General features: G+C 39.4%; 22 protein-coding genes, 1 tRNA gene and 1 pseudogene. 4 read left to right on the top strand and 20 right to left on the bottom strand.

What is annotated here, in order from left to right:
• Positions 1-161: 161 nt before the first annotated feature.
• Positions 162-518, bottom strand: coding sequence for a DUF1827 family protein (locus HMPREF2988_RS05140; RefSeq protein ID WP_070770128.1), 357 nt, complete (start codon positions 516-518; stop codon positions 162-164).
• A gap of 221 nt (positions 519-739) precedes the next feature.
• Here HMPREF2988_RS05140 and HMPREF2988_RS05145 point away from each other — a divergent pair, with 221 nt between their 5' ends.
• Entirely contained in the window at positions 740-1,492 is a 753-nt protein-coding gene (locus HMPREF2988_RS05145; protein WP_070770129.1) for a MerR family transcriptional regulator, read from the top strand.
• Positions 1,493-1,607: 115 nt separating this feature from the next.
• Here the strand turns inward: HMPREF2988_RS05145 and HMPREF2988_RS05150 are convergent, their stop codons facing one another.
• From HMPREF2988_RS05150 to groES, 5 genes are all read right to left on the bottom strand, one after another.
• Positions 1,608-2,531 (bottom strand): LacI family DNA-binding transcriptional regulator, encoded by a 924-nt coding sequence (locus HMPREF2988_RS05150; RefSeq protein ID WP_002293627.1) that lies wholly within the window; start codon positions 2,529-2,531, stop codon positions 1,608-1,610.
• A 14-nt stretch (positions 2,532-2,545) separates the two neighbouring features.
• Positions 2,546-2,818: a hypothetical protein gene (locus tag HMPREF2988_RS05155; protein ID WP_002293626.1), complete on the bottom strand. Its 273-nt coding sequence runs from the start codon at positions 2,816-2,818 to the stop codon at positions 2,546-2,548.
• 82 nt (positions 2,819-2,900) lie between these two features.
• A complete protein-coding gene (locus HMPREF2988_RS05160; RefSeq protein WP_002341168.1) occupies positions 2,901-4,307 on the bottom strand; it encodes a PTS sugar transporter subunit IIC in 1,407 nt (468 codons plus the stop codon).
• 331 nt (positions 4,308-4,638) lie between these two features.
• Entirely contained in the window at positions 4,639-6,264 is a 1,626-nt protein-coding gene (gene groL, locus HMPREF2988_RS05165; protein WP_002290607.1) for a chaperonin GroEL, read from the bottom strand.
• Between the two features lie 51 nt (positions 6,265-6,315).
• A complete protein-coding gene (gene groES / locus HMPREF2988_RS05170; RefSeq protein ID WP_002288862.1) occupies positions 6,316-6,600 on the bottom strand; it encodes a co-chaperone GroES in 285 nt (94 codons plus the stop codon).
• Positions 6,601-6,824: 224 nt separating this feature from the next.
• Here groES and HMPREF2988_RS05175 point away from each other — a divergent pair, with 224 nt between their 5' ends.
• Complete coding sequence (locus HMPREF2988_RS05175; RefSeq protein ID WP_002290604.1) at positions 6,825-7,487, top strand: CPBP family intramembrane glutamic endopeptidase; 663 nt, start codon at positions 6,825-6,827, stop codon at positions 7,485-7,487.
• Between the two features lie 76 nt (positions 7,488-7,563).
• Here the strand turns inward: HMPREF2988_RS05175 and HMPREF2988_RS05180 are convergent.
• Positions 7,564-8,860 (bottom strand): annotated as a pseudogene (locus HMPREF2988_RS05180) (PTS sugar transporter subunit IIC).
• A gap of 168 nt (positions 8,861-9,028) precedes the next feature.
• Here HMPREF2988_RS05180 and HMPREF2988_RS05185 point away from each other — a divergent pair.
• Positions 9,029-9,658, top strand: coding sequence for an NAD(P)-dependent oxidoreductase (locus HMPREF2988_RS05185; protein WP_070770130.1), 630 nt, complete (start codon positions 9,029-9,031; stop codon positions 9,656-9,658).
• 100 nt (positions 9,659-9,758) lie between these two features.
• On the opposite strand, the gene HMPREF2988_RS05190 is transcribed toward HMPREF2988_RS05185, so the two are convergent.
• The 7 genes from HMPREF2988_RS05190 to HMPREF2988_RS05220 all read right to left on the bottom strand — a co-directional run bounded on the left by HMPREF2988_RS05190 (position 9,759) and on the right by HMPREF2988_RS05220 (position 16,956).
• Positions 9,759-10,568 carry an MBL fold metallo-hydrolase gene (locus HMPREF2988_RS05190; RefSeq protein WP_002288854.1) on the bottom strand — a complete coding sequence of 270 codons (810 nt, stop codon included), beginning with the start codon at positions 10,566-10,568 and terminating at the stop codon, positions 9,759-9,761.
• Positions 10,569-10,622: 54 nt separating this feature from the next.
• Complete coding sequence (locus HMPREF2988_RS05195; RefSeq protein WP_070770131.1) at positions 10,623-11,492, bottom strand: two-component system regulatory protein YycI; 870 nt, start codon at positions 11,490-11,492, stop codon at positions 10,623-10,625.
• The gene (locus HMPREF2988_RS05200; protein WP_002328930.1) at positions 11,493-12,809 is read right to left on the bottom strand and encodes a YycH family regulatory protein; all 1,317 of its coding nucleotides are present in this window, start codon (positions 12,807-12,809) and stop codon (positions 11,493-11,495) included. It lies immediately after the preceding gene.
• Positions 12,806-14,641 (bottom strand): cell wall metabolism sensor histidine kinase WalK, encoded by a 1,836-nt coding sequence (gene walK / locus HMPREF2988_RS05205; RefSeq protein ID WP_002290593.1) that lies wholly within the window; start codon positions 14,639-14,641, stop codon positions 12,806-12,808. Before walK ends, HMPREF2988_RS05200 begins: the two co-directional genes overlap by 4 nt.
• 4 nt (positions 14,642-14,645) lie before the next feature.
• On the bottom strand, positions 14,646-15,350 hold the full coding sequence (gene yycF / locus HMPREF2988_RS05210; RefSeq protein ID WP_002290592.1) for a response regulator YycF: 705 nt from the start codon (positions 15,348-15,350) through the stop codon (positions 14,646-14,648).
• A 189-nt stretch (positions 15,351-15,539) separates the two neighbouring features.
• Positions 15,540-16,400, bottom strand: coding sequence for a DegV family protein (locus HMPREF2988_RS05215; RefSeq protein WP_002374830.1), 861 nt, complete (start codon positions 16,398-16,400; stop codon positions 15,540-15,542).
• A complete protein-coding gene (locus tag HMPREF2988_RS05220; RefSeq protein ID WP_002290590.1) occupies positions 16,390-16,956 on the bottom strand; it encodes a DUF1836 domain-containing protein in 567 nt (188 codons plus the stop codon). Before HMPREF2988_RS05220 ends, HMPREF2988_RS05215 begins: the two co-directional genes overlap by 11 nt.
• Before the next feature lie 381 nt (positions 16,957-17,337).
• On the opposite strand from HMPREF2988_RS05220, the gene HMPREF2988_RS05225 reads away from it, so the two are divergent.
• Positions 17,338-17,410, top strand: a tRNA-Lys gene (locus HMPREF2988_RS05225).
• A gap of 173 nt (positions 17,411-17,583) precedes the next feature.
• Here HMPREF2988_RS05225 and HMPREF2988_RS05230 read toward each other — a convergent pair.
• The 6 genes from HMPREF2988_RS05230 to HMPREF2988_RS05255 all read right to left on the bottom strand — a co-directional run bounded on the left by HMPREF2988_RS05230 (position 17,584) and on the right by HMPREF2988_RS05255 (position 24,160).
• The gene (locus HMPREF2988_RS05230) at positions 17,584-19,311 is read right to left on the bottom strand and encodes an ABC transporter permease/substrate binding protein (RefSeq protein WP_070770132.1); all 1,728 of its coding nucleotides are present in this window, start codon (positions 19,309-19,311) and stop codon (positions 17,584-17,586) included.
• A complete protein-coding gene (locus tag HMPREF2988_RS05235) occupies positions 19,304-20,497 on the bottom strand; it encodes a quaternary amine ABC transporter ATP-binding protein (RefSeq protein WP_002287805.1) in 1,194 nt (397 codons plus the stop codon). Before HMPREF2988_RS05235 ends, HMPREF2988_RS05230 begins: the two co-directional genes overlap by 8 nt.
• A gap of 186 nt (positions 20,498-20,683) precedes the next feature.
• Entirely contained in the window at positions 20,684-21,328 is a 645-nt protein-coding gene (locus HMPREF2988_RS05240; RefSeq protein ID WP_002287801.1) for a GntR family transcriptional regulator, read from the bottom strand.
• Between the two features lie 93 nt (positions 21,329-21,421).
• Positions 21,422-21,556 carry a hypothetical protein gene (locus HMPREF2988_RS13635; protein ID WP_002290587.1) on the bottom strand — a complete coding sequence of 45 codons (135 nt, stop codon included), beginning with the start codon at positions 21,554-21,556 and terminating at the stop codon, positions 21,422-21,424.
• A gap of 1 nt (position 21,557) precedes the next feature.
• Positions 21,558-23,690, bottom strand: a complete 2,133-nt coding sequence (gene feoB, locus HMPREF2988_RS05250; protein ID WP_070770133.1) for a ferrous iron transport protein B — start codon at positions 23,688-23,690, stop codon at positions 21,558-21,560.
• Positions 23,687-24,160: a FeoA family protein gene (locus tag HMPREF2988_RS05255; RefSeq protein WP_002290585.1), complete on the bottom strand. Its 474-nt coding sequence runs from the start codon at positions 24,158-24,160 to the stop codon at positions 23,687-23,689. The genes feoB and HMPREF2988_RS05255 overlap by 4 nt, the downstream gene beginning before the upstream one ends.
• Between the last annotated feature and the right edge of the window lie 173 nt (positions 24,161-24,333).

Below are 24,333 nucleotides of genomic sequence, written 5' to 3' on the forward strand. Positions count from 1 at the left end.
TTGCATCTGCGGTAATAAGCCCAACCAAACAAAAAATATGACGAACTATTTTTGTTTGGCTGTTCTTATTACGTGATGCAGAACAGCTTTTTCACAACCTCTTTTTGCTGTATACATCATAAATATGGAGCGGTTTAGCATAATGTTTAGTCGTTAGGACATCAAGCCATCGTATTTTTTTGTTCGACAACTACAATATCTTTATTTGGACGTTTGAATTGTATTCCGGCACGTTCCAGCTCCTGTTTCACTCCTATATGGACTTTGACATCTTCCCGTGTCATTTTTAAAACGTGATGAATCGCATAGTCGATTTCTTGCCTTGTGATTTTTTTCTTCGTATTGATCATCACAACTTGCTTTTTGTCATATGTGTCCACTAGCAGCAACTGTGTCCGATCTAACGAAAATAATTTGTAATAATTAATGGCCGTATTCCCAAAAAAGAATTCTACTACTTTAGGATAAAATGTCTTAATATTTAAATTACTATTCACAGGTGTTTCGATTAGCTTCATCTCATTCCTCTTTTCTATATAGTCGATTTAGATTCAATCCCATATATATTCCCCGTTGTTCCCAACATGAAGGAATCGGTTACAATTGAACCTTAAAAACAAAAGGATTTACCTTTTATCACTTAATAGTATAACATAATTTCATGAGAAAAAAATACACTTTTTTCTTGACCTTCTCGTTACGTAAAGGATTATGCTTACATTTGTCAGGAGGAAAAATAATGGAATACACGATAAAGAAAATGTCAGAGATATCGGGAGTCAGTCCGAGAACCTTGCGCTTTTATGATGAGATTGGACTGCTAAAGCCAGCTAGGATCAATTCCTCAGGCTATCGGATTTATGGCAAAAAAGAAGTCGATCGTCTGCAACATATCTTATTTTATCGAACGTTGGCATTCAAGTTGGAGGATATTCAAGAAATCTTAGATAATCCGCATTTTGACCACCAGAAAGCTTTAATCGAACATCAGCAGATGCTTCTAGAAAAACGGGCACAAATCGACATCCTCTTGGCAACTGTCCAACAAACACTTGATAGGTACGAAGGAGGAAGAAAAATGAGTGATAAAGAAAAATTTGAAGGGTTCAAACAACAAAAATTGAAAGAAAATGAAGAAACTTATGGACAAGAGATTCGACAAAAATACGGGGAAGAAAAGGTTACAGCATCCAACGAAAAATGGATGAATATGGATAAAGAAACGTATGAAGAAATGCAAACTGTTGAAAAGCAGATGTTAGCTGATCTCACTCTTTATTTACAAGCCTCTGCAGATGAAAACTTAGCAGATCGCATCTTTCAAGCTCATAAGAAGTGGTTATCTTACAGCTGGTCTGAATATCAGCCAGAAGCGCATAAAGGATTAGGGATGATGTACGAAGCCGATGAACGATTCACTGCATATTATGACGAACGAAGTGGTCAAGGTGCAGCGAAAGCATTAAATGAAATCATCCAAAAAAAGGCATAATAGTTTACATGATCCGACAAAAACGACCGAACAACAAAACATCAGACACCAAAGTTAGATTTTTTATACTAACATTTGGTGTCTGATTCATTTTTTACAAGTGTTTTGCCAAAATTCAGCGCTGAATAAACGTATAAGGTATTTTCACTTTATCCTTTTTTTCTGTAAGAAACAATTGAAAAGCCATTTCTCCGCAAGCTTCCAGATGGTGATCGATCGTTGGAAAGCCAAGAAGCTCGCTGATCAGCAAATTATCGCGTCCAATCACCACTGGTGTCTTATCTTGCAGATAGCTTTGCAAGATGCCTGCTGCGACCATATCCGAATTTGTAAAGACCCCATCAACTCTATGATCTTTAAAAAAGATACCTGCTTGTTTTCCTTTCTCTGCATCTATGCAATCCCAAAAAACAAGTGACTCATCAAAAAATGGAAAAAGTCGACGACATAGTTGCAAAGTGATCTTTGAATTATAACTCAGCCTGCCACTTCGCCCCAATGTGATGCCCAATCGTTTTACCCCTTGCTGCTTCAAATAAGAAAGACCTTCTGTAATCGATTGTTCTCGATCAATAAAGACGCAACTTGCCTGTTTTTCCTTGATTTCTTCACAAAAAACTAGAGGACCATATTTTTGATAATCCAGCAAATCTTCTAGTGTATTGGCACGAGATGTGATGATCAAACCATCGAACGCTTTAGCTGCAAATTCTTCAAGATAGCTTCGCTCTTTTTCTTTCTGATAACCCGTCGGTAAAAGCGTCACTTTGTAATCATAGTCAAACGCCTCTTCAATGATCCCACTGATCAGCTGATCAAAGTACGGATGGTTGGTATAAGGCAATATTACTCCGATACTTTTCGTTTTTCCATAACTCAACTGTCTGGCTTTTGCATTAGGGATATAATCGACTTCTTTCATGACCGCAAGTATTTCTTTCCTTTTTTCCTCATCTACATATGGATGTCCATTGATCACACGTGAAATAGTAGAAACTGAATAACCTGTGAGCTTTGCGATATCTCGAATATTTGCCACTGCTGCTTCGCCACCTATACAAAAAGATTTTCTTGTAAATAGTCTACCACAGCTGGACCGCATTCAAAAAACTGATACATTTTTCCATCATGAGAAAAACTGATCCGCTGGCCACCCCAATATATATCTTTTGTCAACGTTTCGATTTCATTCATCGGTATTTCTTTTACTATATTCTTATTCAGCCCTTGAAAACTGTACAACGTTAATATGGAACCCTTAAACTCGACAAACGCATAAAAATAATTGTTCGTTGTGCCATCTGTTATCTCTACATAGGTATTCATTGCAAGCCCTCCTTTTGATACTTTGAGTATAGTGTATGAAACGCGTCTCATATCAAGGAGTTTGTTTTGCAATAGAAAAGTTCTATTCCTCTGGTTCACCTAAATTTGGATCTAAGCGGTTTGCTGCTAAAATAAATGGCGCCCAGATCAAAGCAGCTACTATTAAATTAATGGTTGTTAAAACGATGGCTCGCCAATCTCCCGCAGTAGCTAAAAATCCACTGATGATCGTTGGCATGACCCAGATCACATTTACTACAACCGGACGAACAAGCCCAGCCATCGTGGCAAAATAGGCGATCGTTGCAGTCGCAAGAGGTGCCAAGATGAACGGAATCATCAACAGCGGATTCAACACAACAGGAAGACCAAACATCACTGGTTCATTGATATTGAAGATTCCTGGTGCAAGCCCCAACTTTCCTACCGTTTTATAATCTGCCCGTTTAGATAAAAATAAAATCATAACGATCAACACCAGCGTGACTCCAGCTCCCCCCGGCCAGACAAAAGCTTCAAAAGAACCTGCCACCCATTTGAAAGGAATGGGTTCATTATTTTGAAAGGCATTCGTGTTTTCGACCATCGCGGTACCATATAAGGTCTGCAAAACAGGTGACATGATATTTGTGCCGTGAAGACCAAAAAACCAAAGAACATGCACAAGAAGAACAATGATAAAGACCGCTCCGTAACCTTGTGACAAGTTCATCAAAGGAGATTGGATGGCTTCAGAAATCCAGTCAATCAGCGGCTCGCCAGCTGTTTGTCTAAAGATATAATTAATCACTCCAACGACGTATAAAGAAACTAATGCAGGAATAATTGCCGCAAAAGCTCTTGCTACAGCAGGTGGCACAGAATCCGGCATCCGTATGATGATCTTTTTCTTGATCAGAATCGCAAAAATAATGACAGAAATAAATCCAAAGATCATAGCAGTGAACAAACCAGACCCACCCATATATTTACCAAAATTAAAATAGCCCCATGCGCCTACTGATAACGTTTGTCCTCCGTCTGGCGTTCCAGCAATCACACCACCTGCAGAAGTAATCAAATCTGCTGCGTCTTGCGAAAGCTTCTCGGGCAATGTCAACACCGCTGTTGCTGCATCGGGTAAGCCAATAATAAAAGCAACCAGAGAAACAATACTTCCTGAGACAGGATCGACCTCATAGGCTTTCGCTAGATTCGCTCCTAGTGATAAGGCAAAGACCACTGCCATAATAGCTAAAGTACCATTCCAGATCAATCCATTTACGCCAATGACTGGGGTAAAAAATGTCGTGATTGCATTCCCTTCACCTAGATACGTATTCGGAAAATCCCGCATAAATGCGTTCAGTAAAACAGCAATTGCTCCTGCCATCGTAGCTGGCATTGTACCAATAAAAGCATCCCTCAATGCAACCAAGTGTTTCTCCGACCCGATTTTCGTTGCAACTGGCAAAATATACTTCTCCATCCAACTCATTAATCCATTCATTTTTTCTCCTCCTGTTTTTATTGTTACCGAAGCTCCGTTTTGAATACGCATACATTATAATGATATTATAAATATAGCATAGTTATTCCTATCTGGCTATCTGTTTTTATCAGATAAAATAAATAACTATGCAAATTCAAAAAATATGCATAATCCTTTATAAATAGTATAGTTTCCAACTACTCGCAAAAGCAAATGATACCCTTTAAATAACGTTTATTATGAATAAGTATACAAAAAAAGTAGAAAAGGAAGTATTTCGCTTCCTTTTCTACTTTTTTATCTATCTTTCTCAAATAATGGGCTACGCTAGATAAGCAAGGTGCTTTTCTTACATCATACCGCCCATCATTGATGGATCCATTGCAGGAGCTGCTGGTGCTGCTGGTTCTGGTTTATCTGCAACGACTGCTTCTGTTGTTAATAACAAGGCAGAAACGGAAGCGGCATTTTGCAAGGCAGAACGTGTTACTTTAGTTGGGTCTACGATACCTGCTTCAACCATGTTTACCCATTCTCCAGTAGCAGCGTTGAAACCAGTACCTAGTTCTACGTTCTTCAATTTATCAACAATCACTGATCCTTCATAACCAGCGTTTTCAGCGATTTGACGAATTGGTTCTTCTAAGGCACGAACAACAATCTTGATACCTGTTGCCACGTCTCCTTCTGCTTCTACAGCAGAAACTTTGCTGATAACGTTCACTAGAGCTGTACCACCACCTGAGACCATTCCTTCTTCTACTGCGGCACGTGTAGCATTCAATGCATCTTCAATGCGTAATTTCAATTCTTTCAATTCTGTTTCAGTAGCTGCACCGACTTTAACAACAGCTACACCGCCTGCTAATTTAGCTAAGCGTTCTTGTAATTTTTCGCGGTCAAAATCAGAAGTTGTTTCAGCAATTTGGTTTTTGATTAATTGCACACGCGCTTCGATGGCTTCTTTTTCTCCTGAACCTTCTACGATCGTTGTATTGTCTTTATCTACAACGACTTTAGACGCATTTCCTAAGTTTTCGATTGTTGCATCTTTTAATTCTAGACCTAGATCGTCAGTAATTACTGTACCACCTGTCAAAATAGCGATATCTTCAAGCATTGCTTTACGACGATCACCGAAGCCAGGAGCTTTTACAGCTACTACATTGAATGTTCCGCGGATCTTGTTCAAAACAAGCGTTGGTAATGCTTCGCCATCTACATCGTCAGCAATGATCAATAATGGACGTGATTGTTGCAAGATTTGTTCTAACAATGGCAGAATGTCTTGGATGTTAGAGATTTTTTTGTCTGTAATCAAGATATATGGGTTTTCTAGAACAGCTTCCATTTTGTCGTTATCTGTTACCATATATTGTGATAAGTAACCACGATCAAATTGCATACCTTCTACAACATCTAGTTCTGTTTCGATTCCTTTTGATTCTTCAATTGTGATGACACCGTCGTTTCCAACTTTTTCCATTGCATCAGCAATCAAATGTCCAACTTTATCAGAACCTGAAGAAACAGCTGCTACTTGTGCAATGGCTTCTTTTGAATCGACAACAGTTGAGATATTATGCAACTCTTCCACTGCGGCTTTTGTTGCCAATTCGATCCCGCGGCGAATGCCTAGAGGATTAGCACCTGCAGTTACGTTTTTTAAACCTTCGCGAACGATTGCTTGTGTCAAAACAGTTGCTGTCGTTGTTCCGTCACCGGCAATATCATTTGTTTTTGATGCTACTTCTGATACAAGTTTTGCACCCATGTTTTCAAAATGATCTTCTAACTCGATTTCTTTTGCGATCGTCACACCATCATTTGTGATCAATGGAGAGCCATAAGATTTTTCTAGTACGACATTTCGGCCTTTAGGTCCTAATGTTACTTTCACTGTATCTGCTAATTTATCTACCCCGCGTAACATAGCTGCGCGTGCGTCTTCTGCAAATTTCAATTCTTTTGCCATGATTGATTCACCTCATCGATTATTTTTGATTATTTTTTCTATCTTCAAAATTTACTCAACAATCGCCATGATATCTTTTCCTGCGACGATCAGATATTCTTTTCCTTCGTATTTTACTTCTGTACCGGCGTATTTTTCGAACATAACTTGGTCGCCTGCTTTCACAGCGGCAGGAACTTTTTCACCGTTTTCCAACAAACGGCCCTCACCGACTGCAACAACTGTCCCAGTTTGGGGTTTCTCTTTAGCTGCAGAAGCTAAAACGATTCCTCCGACAGTTTTTTCTTCTTCTTTTGCGACTTCGATAATGACGCGATCACCTAATGGTTTTAACACGATAAATCCCTCCGATAACTCTTTTTTTAATTCGTTAGCACTCTTAACCTTCGAGTGCTAACCTACATTTTTAATAATACTCATTCTCCCTCTTTTTTGCAAGCTTTTAAATCAAAGAAAAGAAATTTTATTCTGACAGTTGCTTATTGAAATTATGATATAATTGAAATCAATCGATAAAAGCTTGCCTTGCATGCTTGTTATCCCTTAAAAGGAGGAATTACATGTCTTTAAAAAAATATAGTTTCCTCAGCATTTTTTGCTATGGTTTAATTTTTATCTCACCCTTGATCCTCGCTTCGATAGGACTTGTAAAATCTACGTCTGAGTTGATCACAGCAACTGCAGTCATGTATATATTGGGCGCGGTTGTCCTAGCTATTTTTTATTTTAAGCAACGTGAGCCTTTAGCGATCGAATCAGCAGTAAAAAAAGCTTCTGTTCCAAAGATCGTTATTTATGGATTAGTTGGGATCTTTGTCGCATTGCTTCTGCAAAGCATCGCTGTCATGCTGGAATCTGTATTGTTTGGCGAAGCAACCCCTTCTGAGAATACACAAAATATCATCCAGATGATCATGGAAGCACCTGCTTTTATTTTGGCGACAACTATTGCAGGACCCATCATGGAAGAGTTCGTATTCCGCCGCAGCATACTGGGGATCATCAGCCGGTATTCAAATTTTTGGGTCGGGGCAGTGATCAGCTCTTTGCTGTTTGCGTTTGCTCATAATGATGGTCATTTGCTGATTTACTTTTTCTTAGGTTTCTTCTTCAGCCTAGAGTACAAAGCTACTGGTCGGATCTGGACATCAATGATCACACACGTAGGAATGAACACATTAGTTGTTCTTGTTCAATTAGCTGTCCAAAAAGGACTGGTATAAACATGATTAGAAATACTCCTGTCATCCTAGATTGGTGATTTTTCCAATCTAAAGCGACAGGAGTATTTTTGTCTTTTTAGTCGATGATCTTTTCTGCTGTTCCAGCATTTTTTGTCTGTCTTTCCTTTTTGAAGTTTGCAGAATCTATTTTTTTCAAAAATGGGAAATAAATAAAAAAACTAATTGCCAGCACGATACCTTGTAAAATCGCTGCAGGCACTCCGCCTACTAAAAAACCCGAGAGGATCGGCGGTGTTGTCCAAGGAACTTGGACCGCTGTAAATAAAGGAACAAATCCAAAATATAAAGCGGAATAGGTAATCAATCCTGAGAGGATCGGCGCGAAAATAAAAGGAACAGCCATCATCGGGTTCATCACAATCGGTGTGGAAAAAATAATCGATTCATTGATATTGAAAAAGGCTGGTAAAAGAGAAAGTTTTCCTAATTCTCGGTATTTCCTCGATTTCGCAAAAAACATCATAAAAAATACAGCCCCTAACGTCAAACCTGCTCCGGTAACAGTCATGAATTGATCAAGAAATTGCTGAGTAACGATATGCCCGCCATTTGCCACAGTCAATTCTTTTCCAGAGGCTAAGATTTCTGCATTTGCTAATGAGTTTGCTTGTAAGATCGGACTAACCAACCCATTGACCATCGCAGATCCATGAAGACCAAATAGCCATAAAAACGGGACAAAAAAACCTAATAAAAACACACCGAATAACGTGTCTATCAACGATTGGATCGGAAGCTGGACGTACGTCCATATTCCTTGAATAACAGTCATCCCGAACAACTGTTGAAAAACAGCTGAACCTATAAGCGTAAAAATGACTATAGCAAGTATTGGAATCAATGAAGTAAAAGACTGCCAAACATTTTCAGGAATCTTCCCATTTTGCCTCCACCCTTTCGCAAATCTTGCTAAACGTGCATAGCCCCATCCAATGAGGAGCCCGGTTGCAACTGCTCCTAGTCCCTTCACCGCCTGTCCAGATATTATCTATCTCTCCCTGAACATTAAGTGGCTGAATAAGTAGTAGGTAAGCAGACAAGGCTGTCATGCCGACTGGCAAGCGATCAATGTTTTCTTCTTTTGCATAAGCATACGCAATAGCAAAAACGATCCAAAAGGCTATCACGTCAAATGTAGCCTGGTATACTTGTGTAAAATACATAGAAAATCCTGTTTTATCTATCCACTGAGCGATGTAATCTACAGGAAAATGAGCAAATAAGAAAAACAGCGAACCAACTATAATTATCGGGATCGTATAAGTCATTCCATTACGCAAAGCAGTTAAGGGTCTAAGATTCACAACAGATGTTATCATTGGTAAAAAGGCACGATCTAACCACTCTTTCATTTCTTATCTCCTTCATCTTCTATTTGATTAACCTGTTTTCTTAATTTAACTATACCTAATGAACACGAACCATGAAAGGAATGCGCACTAAGCTTTTCAAAAAACGGATTCTTTGAAGAATATCCAGTAACTGCTTACAATGGACAGGAATAAAAAAGGAGGTTTTTTATGAAAATCGCAATCATTGGCGCTACTGGTCATGCAGGTTCATTTATTTTAGACGAAGCATTGTCCAGAGAGTTAGATGTGACGGCAATCGTGCGTCATCCAGAAAAATTACCATCAGATGTTCCGTTTATACAAAAGGATTTATTTGAGTTGACAGCTACTGACCTTGCATCTTTTGATGTTGTCGTTGATGCTTTCAACGCTCCTAAAGGAAAAGAAGAAATGCATCAAACTTCTTTGTCCCATTTGATTGAGATACTTGAAGGAACCGATACACGCTTAATCGTCGTTGGGGGTGCCTCTTCGTTATTCTTGGATACAGAAAAGACGACTCGTATGATTGACCAAGTACCTAAAAATGCACCCTTCTATCCAACAGCTTTCAATATGTACGAAGGATTGCTAAAATTGAAACAATCTAAAAATCTACAGTGGACTTATATCAGTCCAGCTTCTTTATTTGATCCACACGGCAAGCGTACAGGCACTTATTTATTAAGTGATGATTATCTACAAAGAAACGCTGCTGGCGACAGTACGATCAGCATGGCAGATTACGCGATTGCATTAGTAGATGAGATACTGGATAAACAACATGAAAAACAGCATATCAGTGTAGTCAGCCGATAACACGGTTGTTTTGTCAATGTTCTGAAAAATAAAAACAGAAGATAAAACCAACACTGATTGATTTTATCTTCTGTTTTTATTTTTTTATTGACTGAACTATTTAAATCGAAAATAGCTCAGTTGCTTCATCTGGATCTGTGTCATAGATTTCAAAATCATGTCCAACGCCAAAATCTTTTTCTTTCAAAACATTTTCCATCGTTAAATGAGCAAGTTCTTTCATATTGTTTTCCTTGCTAAGATGACCAAGATAGATCCGTTTGGTCCGATTACCGATCACATCAGTCATGACAAGTGCACCATCTTCGTTGGAAAGATGCCCTCTATCTCCTAAAATACGCTGTTTTAGATTCCACGGATAAGGTCCCATGCGTAACATCTCAAGATCATGGTTACTTTCCATCAAATAACCATCGGCATTTTCAATGACACCTCGCATGTAATCACTGCAGTATCCGGTATCCGTCAACATGACGAATGAACGGTTTTCTTTATGGAAACGATAAAATTGCGGAGCTGCTGCGTCATGGGAGACGCCGAAACTCTCAATATCGATATCGCCGAATGTTCTTACTTTTCCCATCTCAAATAGATGTTTTTGTTCCACTGGTACATTCCCAATCAGCGGCTCCATCGCTTCCCAAGTCTGCTGATTGGCAAAAACATCCAAATGATACTTACGAGCCAAGACACCCACACCATGTATATGGTCTCGATGTTCATGCGTCACAAGTATTCCATCTAATTGGTCCGGTGTCCGATCAATTTGAGCCATCAAGGAAGTGATTTTTTTACCGCTAAGTCCTGCATCGACCAAAAGCCGTTTTTTTTCACTTTCGATATAAAGTGAATTACCCGAACTTCCACTTGCTAGGATACTGATTTTAAAAGCTGGTTTTTCTTCAGCCATTTGACTCCTACTTCCCTTCTTACTTTGTAAACTTTTTTCATTATACTCGCTTTTTTATTGATCTTCCACTTTTGGTACAGTGTTGTTTGTCACGATCGTATTACTGAAAGCGTTGACGCTCTCGATTTGAACCACTTTATCACTTGTTTCGATCGCTACATGCCAAACAGGAACATACACATTTTTTTCCCGGACTTTCAGAATACAGGAATAAGCTAGTTGACGCCATAAGATTTTTGATCCTCTTGGTATTTTGTTATTGATGTACAATGTATTGATTGCTTCCTCTTCTGTATACAGTTCCGTCTTTTCACGCAGCTGCTCGATATCAGATAAATGCGTCTGCATGTATTTCGTGATACTATAATCGTTATCGTTTTTTTCTAAAGAAAGAACGATTTTTGCTGTATCATCATTGAACGGAATACCTTCATACTCTTGGCTTGCTTGGATTTCTAGTGGTTCTTCTTCTAAATGAGAAAAGTTTTTCGTATACACATACTCATTACCGAACAAAATATTGTCTTTGTTAGCTAAAAAATCTTCCAAAGAACTGCTGATCTTATCTGGATCAATCACGTTCTTTTCAGATTCTGAGCTGGATAAGGATTTTGTCAAAACATCGCCGTCTAAAAACACGCCACTTTCCAACAATCCGCTTTTACCAGCCTTGCGATAATTTGCTAATGAAGTGCTAAGATTGGTCTGTTCCGCGCTAAGATAATAGCCTTGCTTGCTCTCAGAAGAAATCTTCCCCATATAAGTGATATCGTCACTAGCCAGACGTTGTTGGATGGATTCAGTCTGATCAGAACGAATAACATTGTTTTCTTGGTATACCGCATCATGATAACTGCTGAATAAAAACACATTCAACCCTAAAAAAGCGACGAAAAATATCCATTCGATTTTTTTAAAATCCAATTAATTCGCCTCCAATCCAGGTAATTTTTCCAGAAGGTCGTTAGCTGAATACCAGTTATCTTCATATTTCACATACCATTCAGGTAAGAGATCAACGACGCGATTCGTTTCTTTAACATTTTGCCATGTATAGCCAACGATTACTGAACCAATCTTGTTGCTATCTGCTCCCTTAGCTTCCAGCTGCTGGATGATTTCATTCGTACTTGCAAGTTCTACTTCTTCATCTGAAGGTATCGGTACTTGAATCGTATTCAAACTGGTTTGAATATTCACTTGCACCGAACCGTTCGTTTCACCGCCAACTTCCACACCGATCTGTCCTCTGCTGTCCGTCCCAAAAACCGGGAAGCCTTCCACGAAGATCCGGTAATCGATTGTATTGTCACTGCGGTCAAAATATCTAAGATTCCCTAAAGAACTGCCTAATTTGCTAATATAGGGAAAACTTTCAGAAAATACACTAGCATTTTCTTTTTTCTCTGGCAGCTCTCCTCGAAAATCAACTACTTGCGTTTCCGAATGGATAGACATCGTTTCATTCCCACCGTAAAAAATCAATTCATTGCTTTCATCATTATTCTTCACGCTATCTGGTTTCTGGAAAAAAGCATTTCTAAAAAGTGTATAGGGTTGCTGCGAAAGGATATAGCTGTACTTTTTCAACTTGATTGAATGTTTCGTAGCATATTGGGTGTCGATCGTCGACGGTTCTGTTGACATTTCTGTCCATTTCGTGTCGTTTGCTGTTAATTCTTTGTTGATATCCTCCCAATTCAACGAAATATTCGCTTCATATACAAGGTGGTTCGAATAATTCAAAAATCGGATTTTTTTGTTTTCTTGATCGAATTGTATTCTAGTAAAATACATATTTTCGCTTTCTTTTGCCAAATTCGAGACGTCTACATCTAAATCAAATGCTTCCTTATATTCTCTTAGCAAAAAAGGCGCATTATAGGCCAACTCGAAACCAGATGTCAGGTTTTTCACTTGTTCGAATTGTGATTCATCTCCCGAAACGACTTCAGAAAGTTTCCCGAATCTTGCTTTATCGATGATCAATTGCAATCGGTACACGAGATTTTCACTGTTGGTTTCTTGGATCGTTCCCGAATGGTGCCACGTGACATGAAGCGGAAGAAAAACTTCAGAAGTTTTCCGATTGCTTTGAGACTCGATCATTTGAGTGTTTGTCTCATCGACGCTGATCGAACTTTTCCCTGCTGGACTCAGCCAGATGGCATAAGAGAAATATAAACTTAATGCAACCATCAAAATAAGTCCTACGCGAACGACTTTTTCAGAAATTCTCATTCCCACCATTCCTCCTCATAAGGTTCGTATGGCAGCGAGATATAAAAAGTCGATCCTTTTCCTTCCTTGCTCTCTGCCCAAATCGCGCCTCGGTGCGCCTTGATTACTTCTCTAGAAATAGCTAATCCAAGTCCTGTCCCACCTTGTGCTCTAGCACGTGCTTTATCTACTCGATAAAATCGTTCGAACACTCGGTTCAGATCTTTTTTAGGAATCCCCAATCCTTGGTCGGTAATACTTAAAATCACGTTATTATGCGTTTCTAATAAGCGACAGGTGATCGTTCCCCCATCTGGTGAATACTTGATCGCGTTATTCATGATATTATCGACTACTTGGATGATTTTATCTGTATCTACTTCGACCCAAAGATCTCTTTGCGTGAATTCGCGACGGATCTTATAATTTTTTTCTTGGTTTCCCACCATCATATCAAAACGGTCAAGAACAAAATTCACTAACTCGTTAAAATTGACATACTCTAATTGAAGCTGGGTATTTCCTGTATCCATGCGAGATAGATTCAGAAGATCATTGATCATTCGAATCATCCGATCTGTTTCATCCAATGTTACTTTCAAAAAATTTGGTGCTACTTCTTCGTCTTTCCATGCACCTTCGCTCAATGCTTCGATATAACTGCGCATGCTTGTCAGTGGTGTACGAAGCTCATGGGAAACATTAGAAACGAATTCACGGCGTTCCCGTTCTGTTTTTTCTTGTTCTGTCACATCATGCAAGACAGCTACTAATCCGCTGATAAAACCTGATTCGCGACGGATCATGGAAAAGTCTACTCGTAAGATCATCTGATCGCTCTCCAATGTACTGGTTGAACGGTCAAGTACCATTTCGTTTGGATCTTCTAACAATTTACGCAAGGTATATTCTTCTTCGATATCCAAAAGTGTCAAAATCGATTGTCCAATTGCTTCCTCATTTTTGACATCTAGCAAGGAAACAGCCATATCATTGATCGTAATGACTTTCCCCCTGCGGTCTGTCGCGATGACGCCGTCTGTCATATGAGACAGCACGCTATCCAACCGATTGCGTTCAGCTTCCATTGTATCTTGAGCTTCTTCGATACGTTCAGCTAACTGATTGAAGGTATCAGCCAACTGCCCTAGTTCATCTTGTCCATGCACTTTGACTTTCCGGCTGTAGTCTCCTCTGGCGATTCGAATGGCTTGTTCTCTCATTTCACCGATTGGCTGAGTAATCGAACGAGCAACTAAAACGGAGACGATCATTGAGATAAACGCAGCAATCAGTGAGGCAGTAAAGAAAATGACTGCTGTATTATTGATCTCCGAATATTTTTGTTCGATATTACTTTTGACGTAAAGAGCCCCGATAACGGCATCGCCGGTCGGGGACAGGATCGGTTGAACATTGATATTCACCCGTTTATCGTCGTTATCTAAAGCAACATACCGTTTAGTTGTGAAATCATTGATATCGACATAATCATTTTTCTTTCCCACAGCGCTTTGTTCATTGACATCAGTTGTTCCTCGGATGATCCCTTTTTCGTCAACGACCCGTATTTCGATGATATCGCTAGTCGCACTGTTTTCAATGAATCTCTTGATATTCGCATTTACCTCTTCGTCATCTACGTTATCTTTTCGATTTAATTCCGGACTGATTGTCGTCGCTAATGATTCCACCGTTTGATTCATATCTTTAATAAATGTATTGATCGTGGAACGTTCCAATCCACGTATAAAATAGGCGCCAATAATTTCGATCGAGATCAATAAAATCAAAATAAAAGTAATAGCGATCTTAAAATTGACTGATCGAAAAAAGCGGACTTTTCTTTTCATCCAATTACTCCTGTTCTGGGTTACGCAAATAGTAACCGACACCACGACGTGTCACTAAATAATTTGGATGGCTTGGATTATCTTCGATCTTCTCGCGCAACCGACGAACAGTTACATCCACTGTTCGTACATCTCCAAAATAATCATAGCCCCAAACCGTTTGTAATAAATGTTCTCTTGTCATCACTTGCCCAAGGTGCTTCGCCAAGTAAAAGAGTAGTTCGAATTCACGATGTGTCAACTCGATTGTTTCTCCTCGTTTCGTCACCATGTAAGCTTCTGGATGGATGGTCAAATCACCAATCGTCAATTCCGCAGGAGCCGCATCTTCTGGTTCCCTCGTAGCCGTGGCACCACGACGAAGATTCGCTTTGACCCTTGCCACTAATTCTCGATTGGAAAATGGCTTAGTCACGTAGTCATCCGCGCCTAATTCTAAGCCTAGGACTTTATCAATTTCAGAATCTTTGGCTGTTACCATAATGATTGGCATGTCATACGTTTTGCGTACCTCACGAGCCACTTCTAAGCCGTCCATTTTAGGTAGCATCAAATCCAGTAAAATCAAATCAGGTTCTACCTCAGCAACTTTTTCCAAGGCTTCTTCCCCATCATATGCAGTATAAACATCATAGCCTTCTTTGGCTAAATTGAATTTGACGATATCCGAAATCGGCTTCTCATCATCGACAACTAAAACTTTTTTCATAAAGAGCCACCTCTTATATATTATTGTCACACCTTTTCATTATACCGTATTTCTGGTTTTGTTTCATCTTTGCCTATAAAACAAAAGAGAAAATTAACATGGGAGTGCAAAATACTTTCTTTTTTTGTTCTAACTTCAATAAAAAAAGGAAAACACTGATTTTCACCTCATTGTCTTCCTTTTTTTGATTTATCCTTCTAAAACTTGTACACCGACACCTAATAATCCCGGACCAGTATGGACTACTAATGCCGGAGAAATTTGACCAAAGTAGATTTGGTTTGCTTGCGGAAACTCTCTTTTGAGCCTCGCTTCCATTTCAATCGCTTCTTCTTTCGCATCACCGTGGGCAACGGCTAAGTTAAAAACCTTGGCATTGCCGATTTTTTCTTTGACATAAGCAACCGTCTTATCCAAACTTTTTTTACGCCCTCTAGCTTTTCCTACTGTGTAATAGATTCCTTCATCATTACAGGAGATGATCGGGTTAAGCTTTAAAGCGGTTCCTAAAATAGAAGCAACCAAACCAATCCGTCCACCTTTTTGGAGATATTCCAATGTCGCAACATTAAAGAAAACTTTTGTTCTTTCGACTAATTCATTCAAATTACTGATCAGCTGATTCCACTCGACACCGTCTTCTAGCCATTTCGCTGCTTGTATTGCAGAAAAACCCGCACCAATACCGATATTTTTCGTATCTAGTACATACGCTTCTAGTTCTTCTTGCTGTTCTGCAATCAAACGAACCACGTTATACGTCCCGCTCAATCCGCTGGAAATCGTTACCGCAAGTACTTTTTCATAACCATCTTTTTTGATTTGCTCAAAGATTTCTGTGATCGACTCACCATCAGGCAAAGATGTACCTGGAATTTCCTCTGGCAAACGTTGATAGATTTCTTCAGGTGTAATATCTATTTTATCTGTATATACCTGATCTTTATAAATAATTTTCAAAGGAATCATGTACATCTCATATTTTTTTATCAATTCTTCTGGCACATCCGTACCAGAATCTACTAAAATCGCGATTTTATCATTTTTCATTTGTTTTCTCCTCTTTTAAGTATTCGGTTTCTAGAACAATCGTTTTTTCCGCAAGAAGTTTCATTGCAAACGATAAAGTTGCTGCTCTTACAGCAATATATTCTACAGGGGTCGCCTGGTCGAATTTTTGGGGATGGGATTTGCCTTGTGCTAATTGGCTGACCATCCATACAGCTGCTTCTTGTTCATCACAGAATAGATTATAAGCTTCACGAATCCCCACTGTTTTTCCTTGGAACAATATTCCTTCTTTGATTTCAGGAATAGTCAATACTTGTTTCAATGTAGTGATTGCAAGTAAAAATGCTACATGTTCTTTGTTGTATCTTTTTTTAACTGGCGCTGGTATCAAACCCAATTTAACGTAGTTGTTTACCATAGAGGAGGTTAGCAATGGATGCTTTTCTCCTTGTATCACAGGTGAAAGATAACGATCAACTAACGTTCTGACTTGATCCATATAAAGTTCTAGGTCGGGGAGCTCTTCCCAGTGAGGCAGACGGAATGTTTCCAGTTCTTTTCCCCACTCCATTAATTGCTGACGCATTTTTTCCATCGTAATCGCTCCTTTTTTCATTTCATTAACATGATACCAAAGTTACCATAAACATTCAATCTAGTTATTTGAACTAGATGATTTAATTAATGGAATTTTATAAAAGCAAAAAAACAAGAAGGCCAAGCCTTCTTGTCTTTTATCGTTAAGAACAGGAGACCCGCCGGGGAGACGGCGGGAAAGGAGTAAAAAATGAAAAAAGTGTTAGGGTTTGTTCTCTTGCAAGAACTTTGTTTGTTGGTATGCTTATATAATAACGAGCAAATGTGAATAATCTATGAATGATTTCCTATAAGGAAGTAAAGATTTTTCTGATTTTCTTTAAATGTAGTCTTGCATTTTAAAATTCTTAGTGCTACTATTATTAAGTACTTTTTGTATGGGCCGTTAGCTCAGTTGGTAGAGCAGCTGACTCTTAATCAGCGGGTCGCGGGTTCGAGCCCCTCACGGCCCATTGGGTGCCAAACCCACGAGAATGGTAGTTTGTCGGCGTCTTCGGACGTTTCGAAGACGAACTGCGCATTCTCTTTTTTTATAGGCAAAAAAAGAGACAGACGAATATGGAGCTTCCAAAACTGGATTTTTGATCCAATTTTGGAAGCTCCATTTATTTTGTTTCCGTCTTTTTTATTTTTTCCAGCTTTCGACTAATTCTTGGTTCTCTTTGATCCATTCTTTTGCTGCTTGCTGTGGATCTTTTCCATTGTTGATTTCCAACATGACTTTTTCCATATCTTTTTCTGACCAATGGAAATTGTCTAATACTTTATAAGCTTCTGGCTGGTCTTCTTTCAATCCTTTTCGAACCATCGTATGGATCTGCTCTTCGCTTCCCATTCCGTTTTCAGGATCTTCCAAGTATTTCAGATCATATTTGGCAAACATCCAATGAGGTGTCCATCCTGTAACTACAATTGGTTCGTGTTTTTTGATTGCTTGTCCTAGTGCAACGGTCATTGCTCCTGAAGAAGATGTCTCGACTTTCCAGTCTTTCAAGTTGTCATATTTTTGGATCGTGTTTTCAGCAGCCGTAACTACACCAGCTCCTGGCTCAATTCCTATAATTTTCTTACCTGCCTGATCGGTTAACTCATCGATTGAATTTACATCCATGTAGGCTGGTACTGCTAAACCGACTTTTGCTCCTGTCAAATTGGCACCTAGGTCTTCGACTTGATCTTTATATTGTGCATACTGTGAACCATGAGTTTTAGGTAGCCAAGCTGAAACCATAGCATCTGACTCGCCATTTGAAACAGATTTCCACATGATTGAATTATCTAGCGGTGTCATCGTTACATCATAGCCCATTTGTTTCAACACTTCACCGACTACATTTGTTGAAGCAACTTCTGTATCCCATTCGACATAAGACAAGTTGATACGTTTTGTTTCTTTGGCAGAAGAAAAACTTCCTATACCAATCGCGCCTAAGATCACTACTACTACAGCACCAATGATCAATCCTTGACGTTTTTTACTTTTTTGTGTTGCAGCTCCTGCAACTTTCTTATTGTTTGGCTGATTCAAATGCTGCGTAAAACGGTCAATGATGATTGCTAAGATAACTAATGCAACCCCGTTGACAAATCCATTCCCGACTTGTGCTCTTTGTAAAGCGGACAATACTCCCCGTCCTAAGCCGGGTGCACCGATCATAGAGGCAATAACGACCATTGAAAGTGACAGCATCGTTGTTTGATTGATCCCTGCCATGATCGTACTTTTAGCTAAAGGCAATTCTAGTTTGAATAGTTTTTGACGACTTGTGCTCCCGAATGAATCAGAAGCTTCTACTAACTCTTTCGGTACTTGTCGAATCCCTAAATTCGTAAAACGAACGGTTGGTGGCAAAGCAAAGATGACTGAGGCAAATACCCCTGGCACCATCCCGATACCGAAAAATGCAACTGCTGGAATCAAATAAACGAATCCTGGCATCGTCTGCATAAAGTCAAGGATCGGCTTGATGATACTTTGAGCTTTACTGCTTTTTGCCATCAAGATCCCTAACGGTACACCTATGATGATGGAGATCACACTAGATAAAAGAACAAGTGTGACAGTATTCATCAAGTCATTCCATAGACCTTGGTTATAAATAAACCATAGACCAATCAATGTGAACAACGTAAGTCCTGGACGTTTCTTAGAAATAAAGAAAGCTGCTATCGTCAATAACAAGATAAACAAAGGCGCTGGGATCACTAACAGTAAATTTGTAATCCCCGACATCACTGCCTGTCCGATCGATTGTAAAAATGAAAATAGGCCAGAAAAAGTTGTCGTAAACCATTCTGTGATATTTTCTACCCAGTTTGCCACTGGTAATTGATAGTTTAATAGATTATTCATGTTCACTCACCTCGCTTGTTTCTGCTAATGCTTCAATCACACTACCTCGGATGACGACACCTTTTAATTTTCCATCCTCTACAACTGCAAGCGGAGTTGGTGAATCATAAATAATATTGAAAATATCACTTACAACCATGTCTTTTCCGATCACCGTCACATTTTCATCTAAGAAGTCGATTAATGGACGTTTTTGCTTCCTAGCTTCTAACGCCTGATCTGCAGTAATGATCCCTTTCAGGTGTCTCTTTCGGTCAACAGCCATCAGCATGCTGACTTCTTCATTACGCATCCTTGTCAATGCGACATTTGGTCCATCAGATTCGATATTCGTCGTCAATGCAGGTACCATGATGTTTTGAGCAGTAAGCACTTTGGAACGATCGACTTCTTCCACAAATTCACGTACGTAATCATTTGCTGGATTGGTCAATATTTCTTCACCTGTTCCGATCTGCATGATTTCGCCGTCTTTCATTAATGCGATTCTGTCCCCAATCCGTAAAGCTTCATTCAAATCATGGGTAATGAAAATAATCGTTTTTTGAACATTGGCTTGCAGGTCCAGTAATTCGTCTTGCATTTCTCGTCGGATCAGCGGATCAAGAGCCGAGAACGCTTCGTCCATCAGCAAGATCTCAGGATCATTCGCTAAAGCTCTGGCTAAGCCGACCCGTTGCTGCATCCCACCAGATAACTGACTAGGATATTGGTCTTTAAATGAAAGCAGACTAGAATTTTCTAATGCTTTTTCTGCTTTTTCTTGTCGTTCTTCTTTAGGTACACCACGGACTTCTAACCCGTATTCTGTATTTTCCAAGATCGTTCGGTGTGGAAACAGACCGAAGTTTTGGAAAACCATATTGATTTTATGACGACGGACTTCTCGCAATTCTTCTTTACTTAACTTCGATACATCTTCTCCATCAATATAGATACTGCCTGAAGTTGGCTCGATCAGACGATTCAATAGACGGATCAATGTGGATTTCCCACTCCCGGAAAGCCCCATGATCACGAAGATTTCTCCTTCTTTTACGTCAAAATTCACGTCATACACACCAACCGTCGCACCGGTTTTCTTTAAAATCTCCGTTTTCGGCTGGTGATCATTCATCATATCTAAAGCGGCTTGTGTCTTTTTACCAAATATCTTTGTTAAATGTTTTACTTCTACTTTTACCAAACAAATTCTCCTTTTTTATGTAAATTCATTTTTCTTTCTGAAAAAAGTGACCACACTATGTTAACATCATGTAGTCACTTTGTCAAAAATGAAAGAAATTTGCTTGTCCAAATAGAAAAAAACTTGGTTAAATCTTTATAAATAAAAGGTTTAGCCAAGTTAATATTTTTATAATATTTCACACAATCATTCTGCAAGCTGATGTTCCGGGTAAAAAAAGTTTGTCATACGCTGTAGCGTATACTCATTTCCAATAAAATGAACGATATCCCCTGCCGTAAATTTAGCATAAGGTCCAGGTGAAACAAGTAGTTCTTCGTTATGAGAAATTGCGATAACTGTAGCACCAGTCGCCTGCCAGATATTCAACTCGCTAATCGAGCGGTCCAGATGCATTGCTTTTTCTGATAAAGACAATTCAAACGGAAGTAAAGGGTTCATCTTATGTATTCGCTTCGTTTGATTGACCAGCTGATCCAATAATTGAGAAAAATGATTCAGCTCATCTTGTTGCTTCTCCACACTCGCCATGATTTCTGCTTTTGTATCTTGGATAGATTGTACATCTTGATACTGCAATAGGAAATCTTTTGCTTTTTCTTTCGAGGCAACAAATGCCCCACTCCCATGCCGTACTTCCATGATCCCAAGATCTACCAGCACATTGATAGCCTTTCGAGTAGTCTCAGGAGAAGCATTGTACGTACTGGCAAGCGTTGAGCGAGCATGGATCTTCTCACCCACTTTATATCGGTTTTCAACGATACGTTCGGCTAAATCAACAGCAATCTGCTGATAGCGCGGGCGGACGATTTTTTTCTTTCCAGACATTTTCTTTCCTCTTTCTTTTTTTACTTTCCCTCATCTTACTATGCTCTAGCAAAATAAGCAAAAAAGGGGAGAACAGACTCTTGCAACGACTGATCATCGCTTGATCTGTTCCTTTTTTACTGGGCAAGCTGTTTGACAGTCATCACAATTCTTTCCGGATTTTAAACGAGTATAGACAATCGCCCCTGCACTTCCAAAGATTAATACACTTAATAAGAATGTCGCCATCCTATTCCTCTCCTTCTAATGACAATATAGCATAAAACTGGTTCTTGGATTTTGGCTGACGGAACAAAACATAAACGAGTCCTATCATCAATAAAATAGCAAGATACGTCCCTAACGCTACCTGTCCACCTTCCAATAAGTGTCCCAACTGATAGATCACAAAACTAACTAAATAAGCTAAACCGCATTGATAGCCTATGGCGATCCAAGTCCATTTCTTGGCATTCATTTCCCGATGGATAGCCCCAATTGCCGCAAAACAAGGCGCACAAAGTAAATTGAAGGCTAACAATGAATAAGCTGCTGCGGGAGTATATGTGTGTTGTAGCACTTGCCAGATTTCTCTGCCATTTTCGGATACTTCCGCATGTCCAAACAAAATACCGAATGTGCCAATAATATTTTCTTTAGCAACTAATCCTGTAATCGCTGCGACAGTTCCTTGCCAATTCCCCCAACCAAGCGGCTGAAAAACAACAGCTAGGATTCGTCCGAAAAAGGCTAGGATACTTTGGTCTTCAGGAACAGGTTGAGCATAAAAATTATAAGAAGAGCTAAACCAGATCACGATACTAGAAACAAAGATAATCGTTCCTGCTTTTTTTACAAAAGACTTGCTGCGGTCATAGGTTTGTCTTAGGATCGTCGACCATTGAGGAAAATGATATGCGGGCAATTCCATGATAAACGGAGCTGTTTCTCCAGCAAACAAACGCGTTTTTTTCAAGCTGATTCCAGAGAAAATAATTGCAGTCATACCAAGAAAATAGGCAGAAGGAGCTACCCAAGATTGGTGAGGAAAAAAGGCCCCTGCCACTAAGGCAATAATCGGCAATTTTGCAGAACAAGGCATGAATGTCGTGACCATGATCGTCAACCGACGATCTTGCTCGTTTTCAATCGTGCGAGTAGCCATGACGCCTGGTACGCCACATCCTGTGGCAATCAGCATAGGAATAAAGGATTTTCCTGAAAGCCCGAATTTCCGGAAAAGTCGATCCATGATAAAAGCGATCCTCGCCATATATCCGCAGTCTTCTAGAAAGCTCAAGCATAAAAACAATACGATCAATTGCGGTAAAAATCCTAATACTGCTCCTACGCCTGCGATGATGCCGTTCAAGATCAGCTCCTGCATCCATTCCGCTACTTGCCATTCAGCTAGCAGTCTGCCAACATGTTCTGGTAGCCACGTTCCAAACAATGTATCATTGATCCAATCTGTCCCCATTGTTCCTACTGTTTGAATAGCCAAGTAATAAATCAGCCACATCACAAATGCAAAGATTGGCAAGGCTAACCAACGATTCGTTGCAATCTGATCGATTTTGTCACTCATCGATAATTGGAAAGAATCATTTGACACGACAGATAGTGCACATAATTGGGTAATAAATTCATAACGTTCATTGACTAGAATCGTTTCACTATCGTCATCCAATAGTTTCTCTGTCAACTGGATCAGTTGTTCGATTTCTTTTTGCTGAGAAATTGTTATCTCATCATCCTCATTCACCTTCTGATCTCTTTCAAAATATTTCATTGCATACCAGCGTTTCTTGCTGCTTTTTTCTCCTAGTACATCTTCAATTTCATGTAAAGCTGCTTCTAAACGCGGATCGTATGTACAGGGAACAGGAATAGAAGGCCGTTTTTTTGCAGACTCCTGAATCTTTTCGATTAATTTTTCGATTCCTTGCTTTTTCAATACGCTGATTGGTAAAACTGGTACACCAAGACCATAGGAAAGCTTTTCTAGGTTGATTTTTTTTCCTTCTTTTTTGATGACATCCATCATATTCAGACCAATGATCATAGGAATGTCTAAGTCCAATAACTGCGTAGTTAAATATAGATTCCGCTCTAAATTGGTAGCATCAATGATGTTGATGATCAGTTCAGGCTGTTCATGAACCAAATAATCTCTTGCAATCACTTCTTCGGGTGTATAAGGAGACAAAGAATAGATACCGGGTAGGTCTTGAATATGAATGTTCGGATTTTTTTTCAACAATCCTTCTTTTTTTTCTACTGTTACGCCCGGCCAATTCCCTACATATTGATTCGAACCAGTCAAGAGATTGAACAAGCTCGTTTTCCCGCTGTTTGGATTTCCGACTAACGCGATATTCATTCGTTTTCCTCCCTTTGTACCAAGATTAGTTCAGCCTCTGACTTTCGTAACGTCAATTCATATCCTCGCACTGTCAGTTCGATTGGATCTCCTAGAGGGGCTAGTTTTCGGATGACTATTTTTACATTTCGCGTCAATCCCATATCCATCAACCGCCGCTTCACTGCGCCTTGTCCGTGGATGGCTACGACGATCCCCGTCTCTCCTGCTTTTAATTGATCAAGAGAAGTCCAGCTTTCAGAGGAAGCAGTCTTTTTATTGACAAAGATCTGACTTAGTATTTCCCGACTTACTGCCACTCGATGACTTTTTATCAGTAAAATGGCATTGTTGCCTGATAAATTGACGACGACGATTTTACTTCCGACAACGACCCCAATATTTTGCAAATGGCGTTTTGTTTTTTCTTCTGTTTCAATTCGTTCGACTTGATAAACGAAGTTTTGCTTTGCCTGCGCTAAGGTCTGCATATTGATTCCTCTCTTGTGAAATAAATCATGTGTTGAAACCATTCATTCTATGTTCTAGTTTTCTTACGTATTACGCAAATAAATGAGAATCATTCTCACATAGAATACTCTCGGTAATTGAGAATGTCAATTACACTTGTGATATTATGAGCGAATCTTTAGTATTGATAGAT

The organism is Enterococcus sp. HMSC061C05 (genome assembly GCF_001814765.1).
GTDB classification, from domain to species: Bacteria; Bacillota; Bacilli; order Lactobacillales; family Enterococcaceae; genus Enterococcus_B; species Enterococcus_B lactis.

Bases quoted from the DNA above. Each gene is read 5' to 3' on its own strand.
- HMPREF2988_RS05140 (WP_070770128.1), bottom strand. From the start codon at position 518: ATGAAGCTAATCGAAACACCTGTGAATAGTAATTTAAATATTAAGACA.
- HMPREF2988_RS05145 (WP_070770129.1), top strand. From the start codon at position 740: ATGGAATACACGATAAAGAAAATGTCAGAGATATCGGGAGTCAGTCCG.
- HMPREF2988_RS05155 (WP_002293626.1), bottom strand. From the start codon at position 2,818: ATGAATACCTATGTAGAGATAACAGATGGCACAACGAACAATTATTTT.
- HMPREF2988_RS05160 (WP_002341168.1), bottom strand. From the start codon at position 4,307: ATGAATGGATTAATGAGTTGGATGGAGAAGTATATTTTGCCAGTTGCA.
- groL (WP_002290607.1), bottom strand. From the start codon at position 6,264: ATGGCAAAAGAATTGAAATTTGCAGAAGACGCACGCGCAGCTATGTTA.
- HMPREF2988_RS05175 (WP_002290604.1), top strand. From the start codon at position 6,825: ATGTCTTTAAAAAAATATAGTTTCCTCAGCATTTTTTGCTATGGTTTA.
- HMPREF2988_RS05185 (WP_070770130.1), top strand. From the start codon at position 9,029: ATGAAAATCGCAATCATTGGCGCTACTGGTCATGCAGGTTCATTTATT.
- HMPREF2988_RS05190 (WP_002288854.1), bottom strand. From the start codon at position 10,568: ATGGCTGAAGAAAAACCAGCTTTTAAAATCAGTATCCTAGCAAGTGGA.
- HMPREF2988_RS05200 (WP_002328930.1), bottom strand. From the start codon at position 12,809: ATGAGAATTTCTGAAAAAGTCGTTCGCGTAGGACTTATTTTGATGGTT.
- walK (WP_002290593.1), bottom strand. From the start codon at position 14,641: ATGAAAAGAAAAGTCCGCTTTTTTCGATCAGTCAATTTTAAGATCGCT.
- yycF (WP_002290592.1), bottom strand. From the start codon at position 15,350: ATGAAAAAAGTTTTAGTTGTCGATGATGAGAAGCCGATTTCGGATATC.
- HMPREF2988_RS05215 (WP_002374830.1), bottom strand. From the start codon at position 16,400: ATGAAAAATGATAAAATCGCGATTTTAGTAGATTCTGGTACGGATGTG.
- HMPREF2988_RS05220 (WP_002290590.1), bottom strand. From the start codon at position 16,956: ATGGAAAAAATGCGTCAGCAATTAATGGAGTGGGGAAAAGAACTGGAA.
- HMPREF2988_RS05230 (WP_070770132.1), bottom strand. From the start codon at position 19,311: ATGAATAATCTATTAAACTATCAATTACCAGTGGCAAACTGGGTAGAA.
- HMPREF2988_RS05240 (WP_002287801.1), bottom strand. From the start codon at position 21,328: ATGTCTGGAAAGAAAAAAATCGTCCGCCCGCGCTATCAGCAGATTGCT.
- HMPREF2988_RS13635 (WP_002290587.1), bottom strand. From the start codon at position 21,556: ATGGCGACATTCTTATTAAGTGTATTAATCTTTGGAAGTGCAGGGGCG.
- feoB (WP_070770133.1), bottom strand. From the start codon at position 23,690: ATGAATATCGCGTTAGTCGGAAATCCAAACAGCGGGAAAACGAGCTTG.
- HMPREF2988_RS05255 (WP_002290585.1), bottom strand. From the start codon at position 24,160: ATGCAGACCTTAGCGCAGGCAAAGCAAAACTTCGTTTATCAAGTCGAA.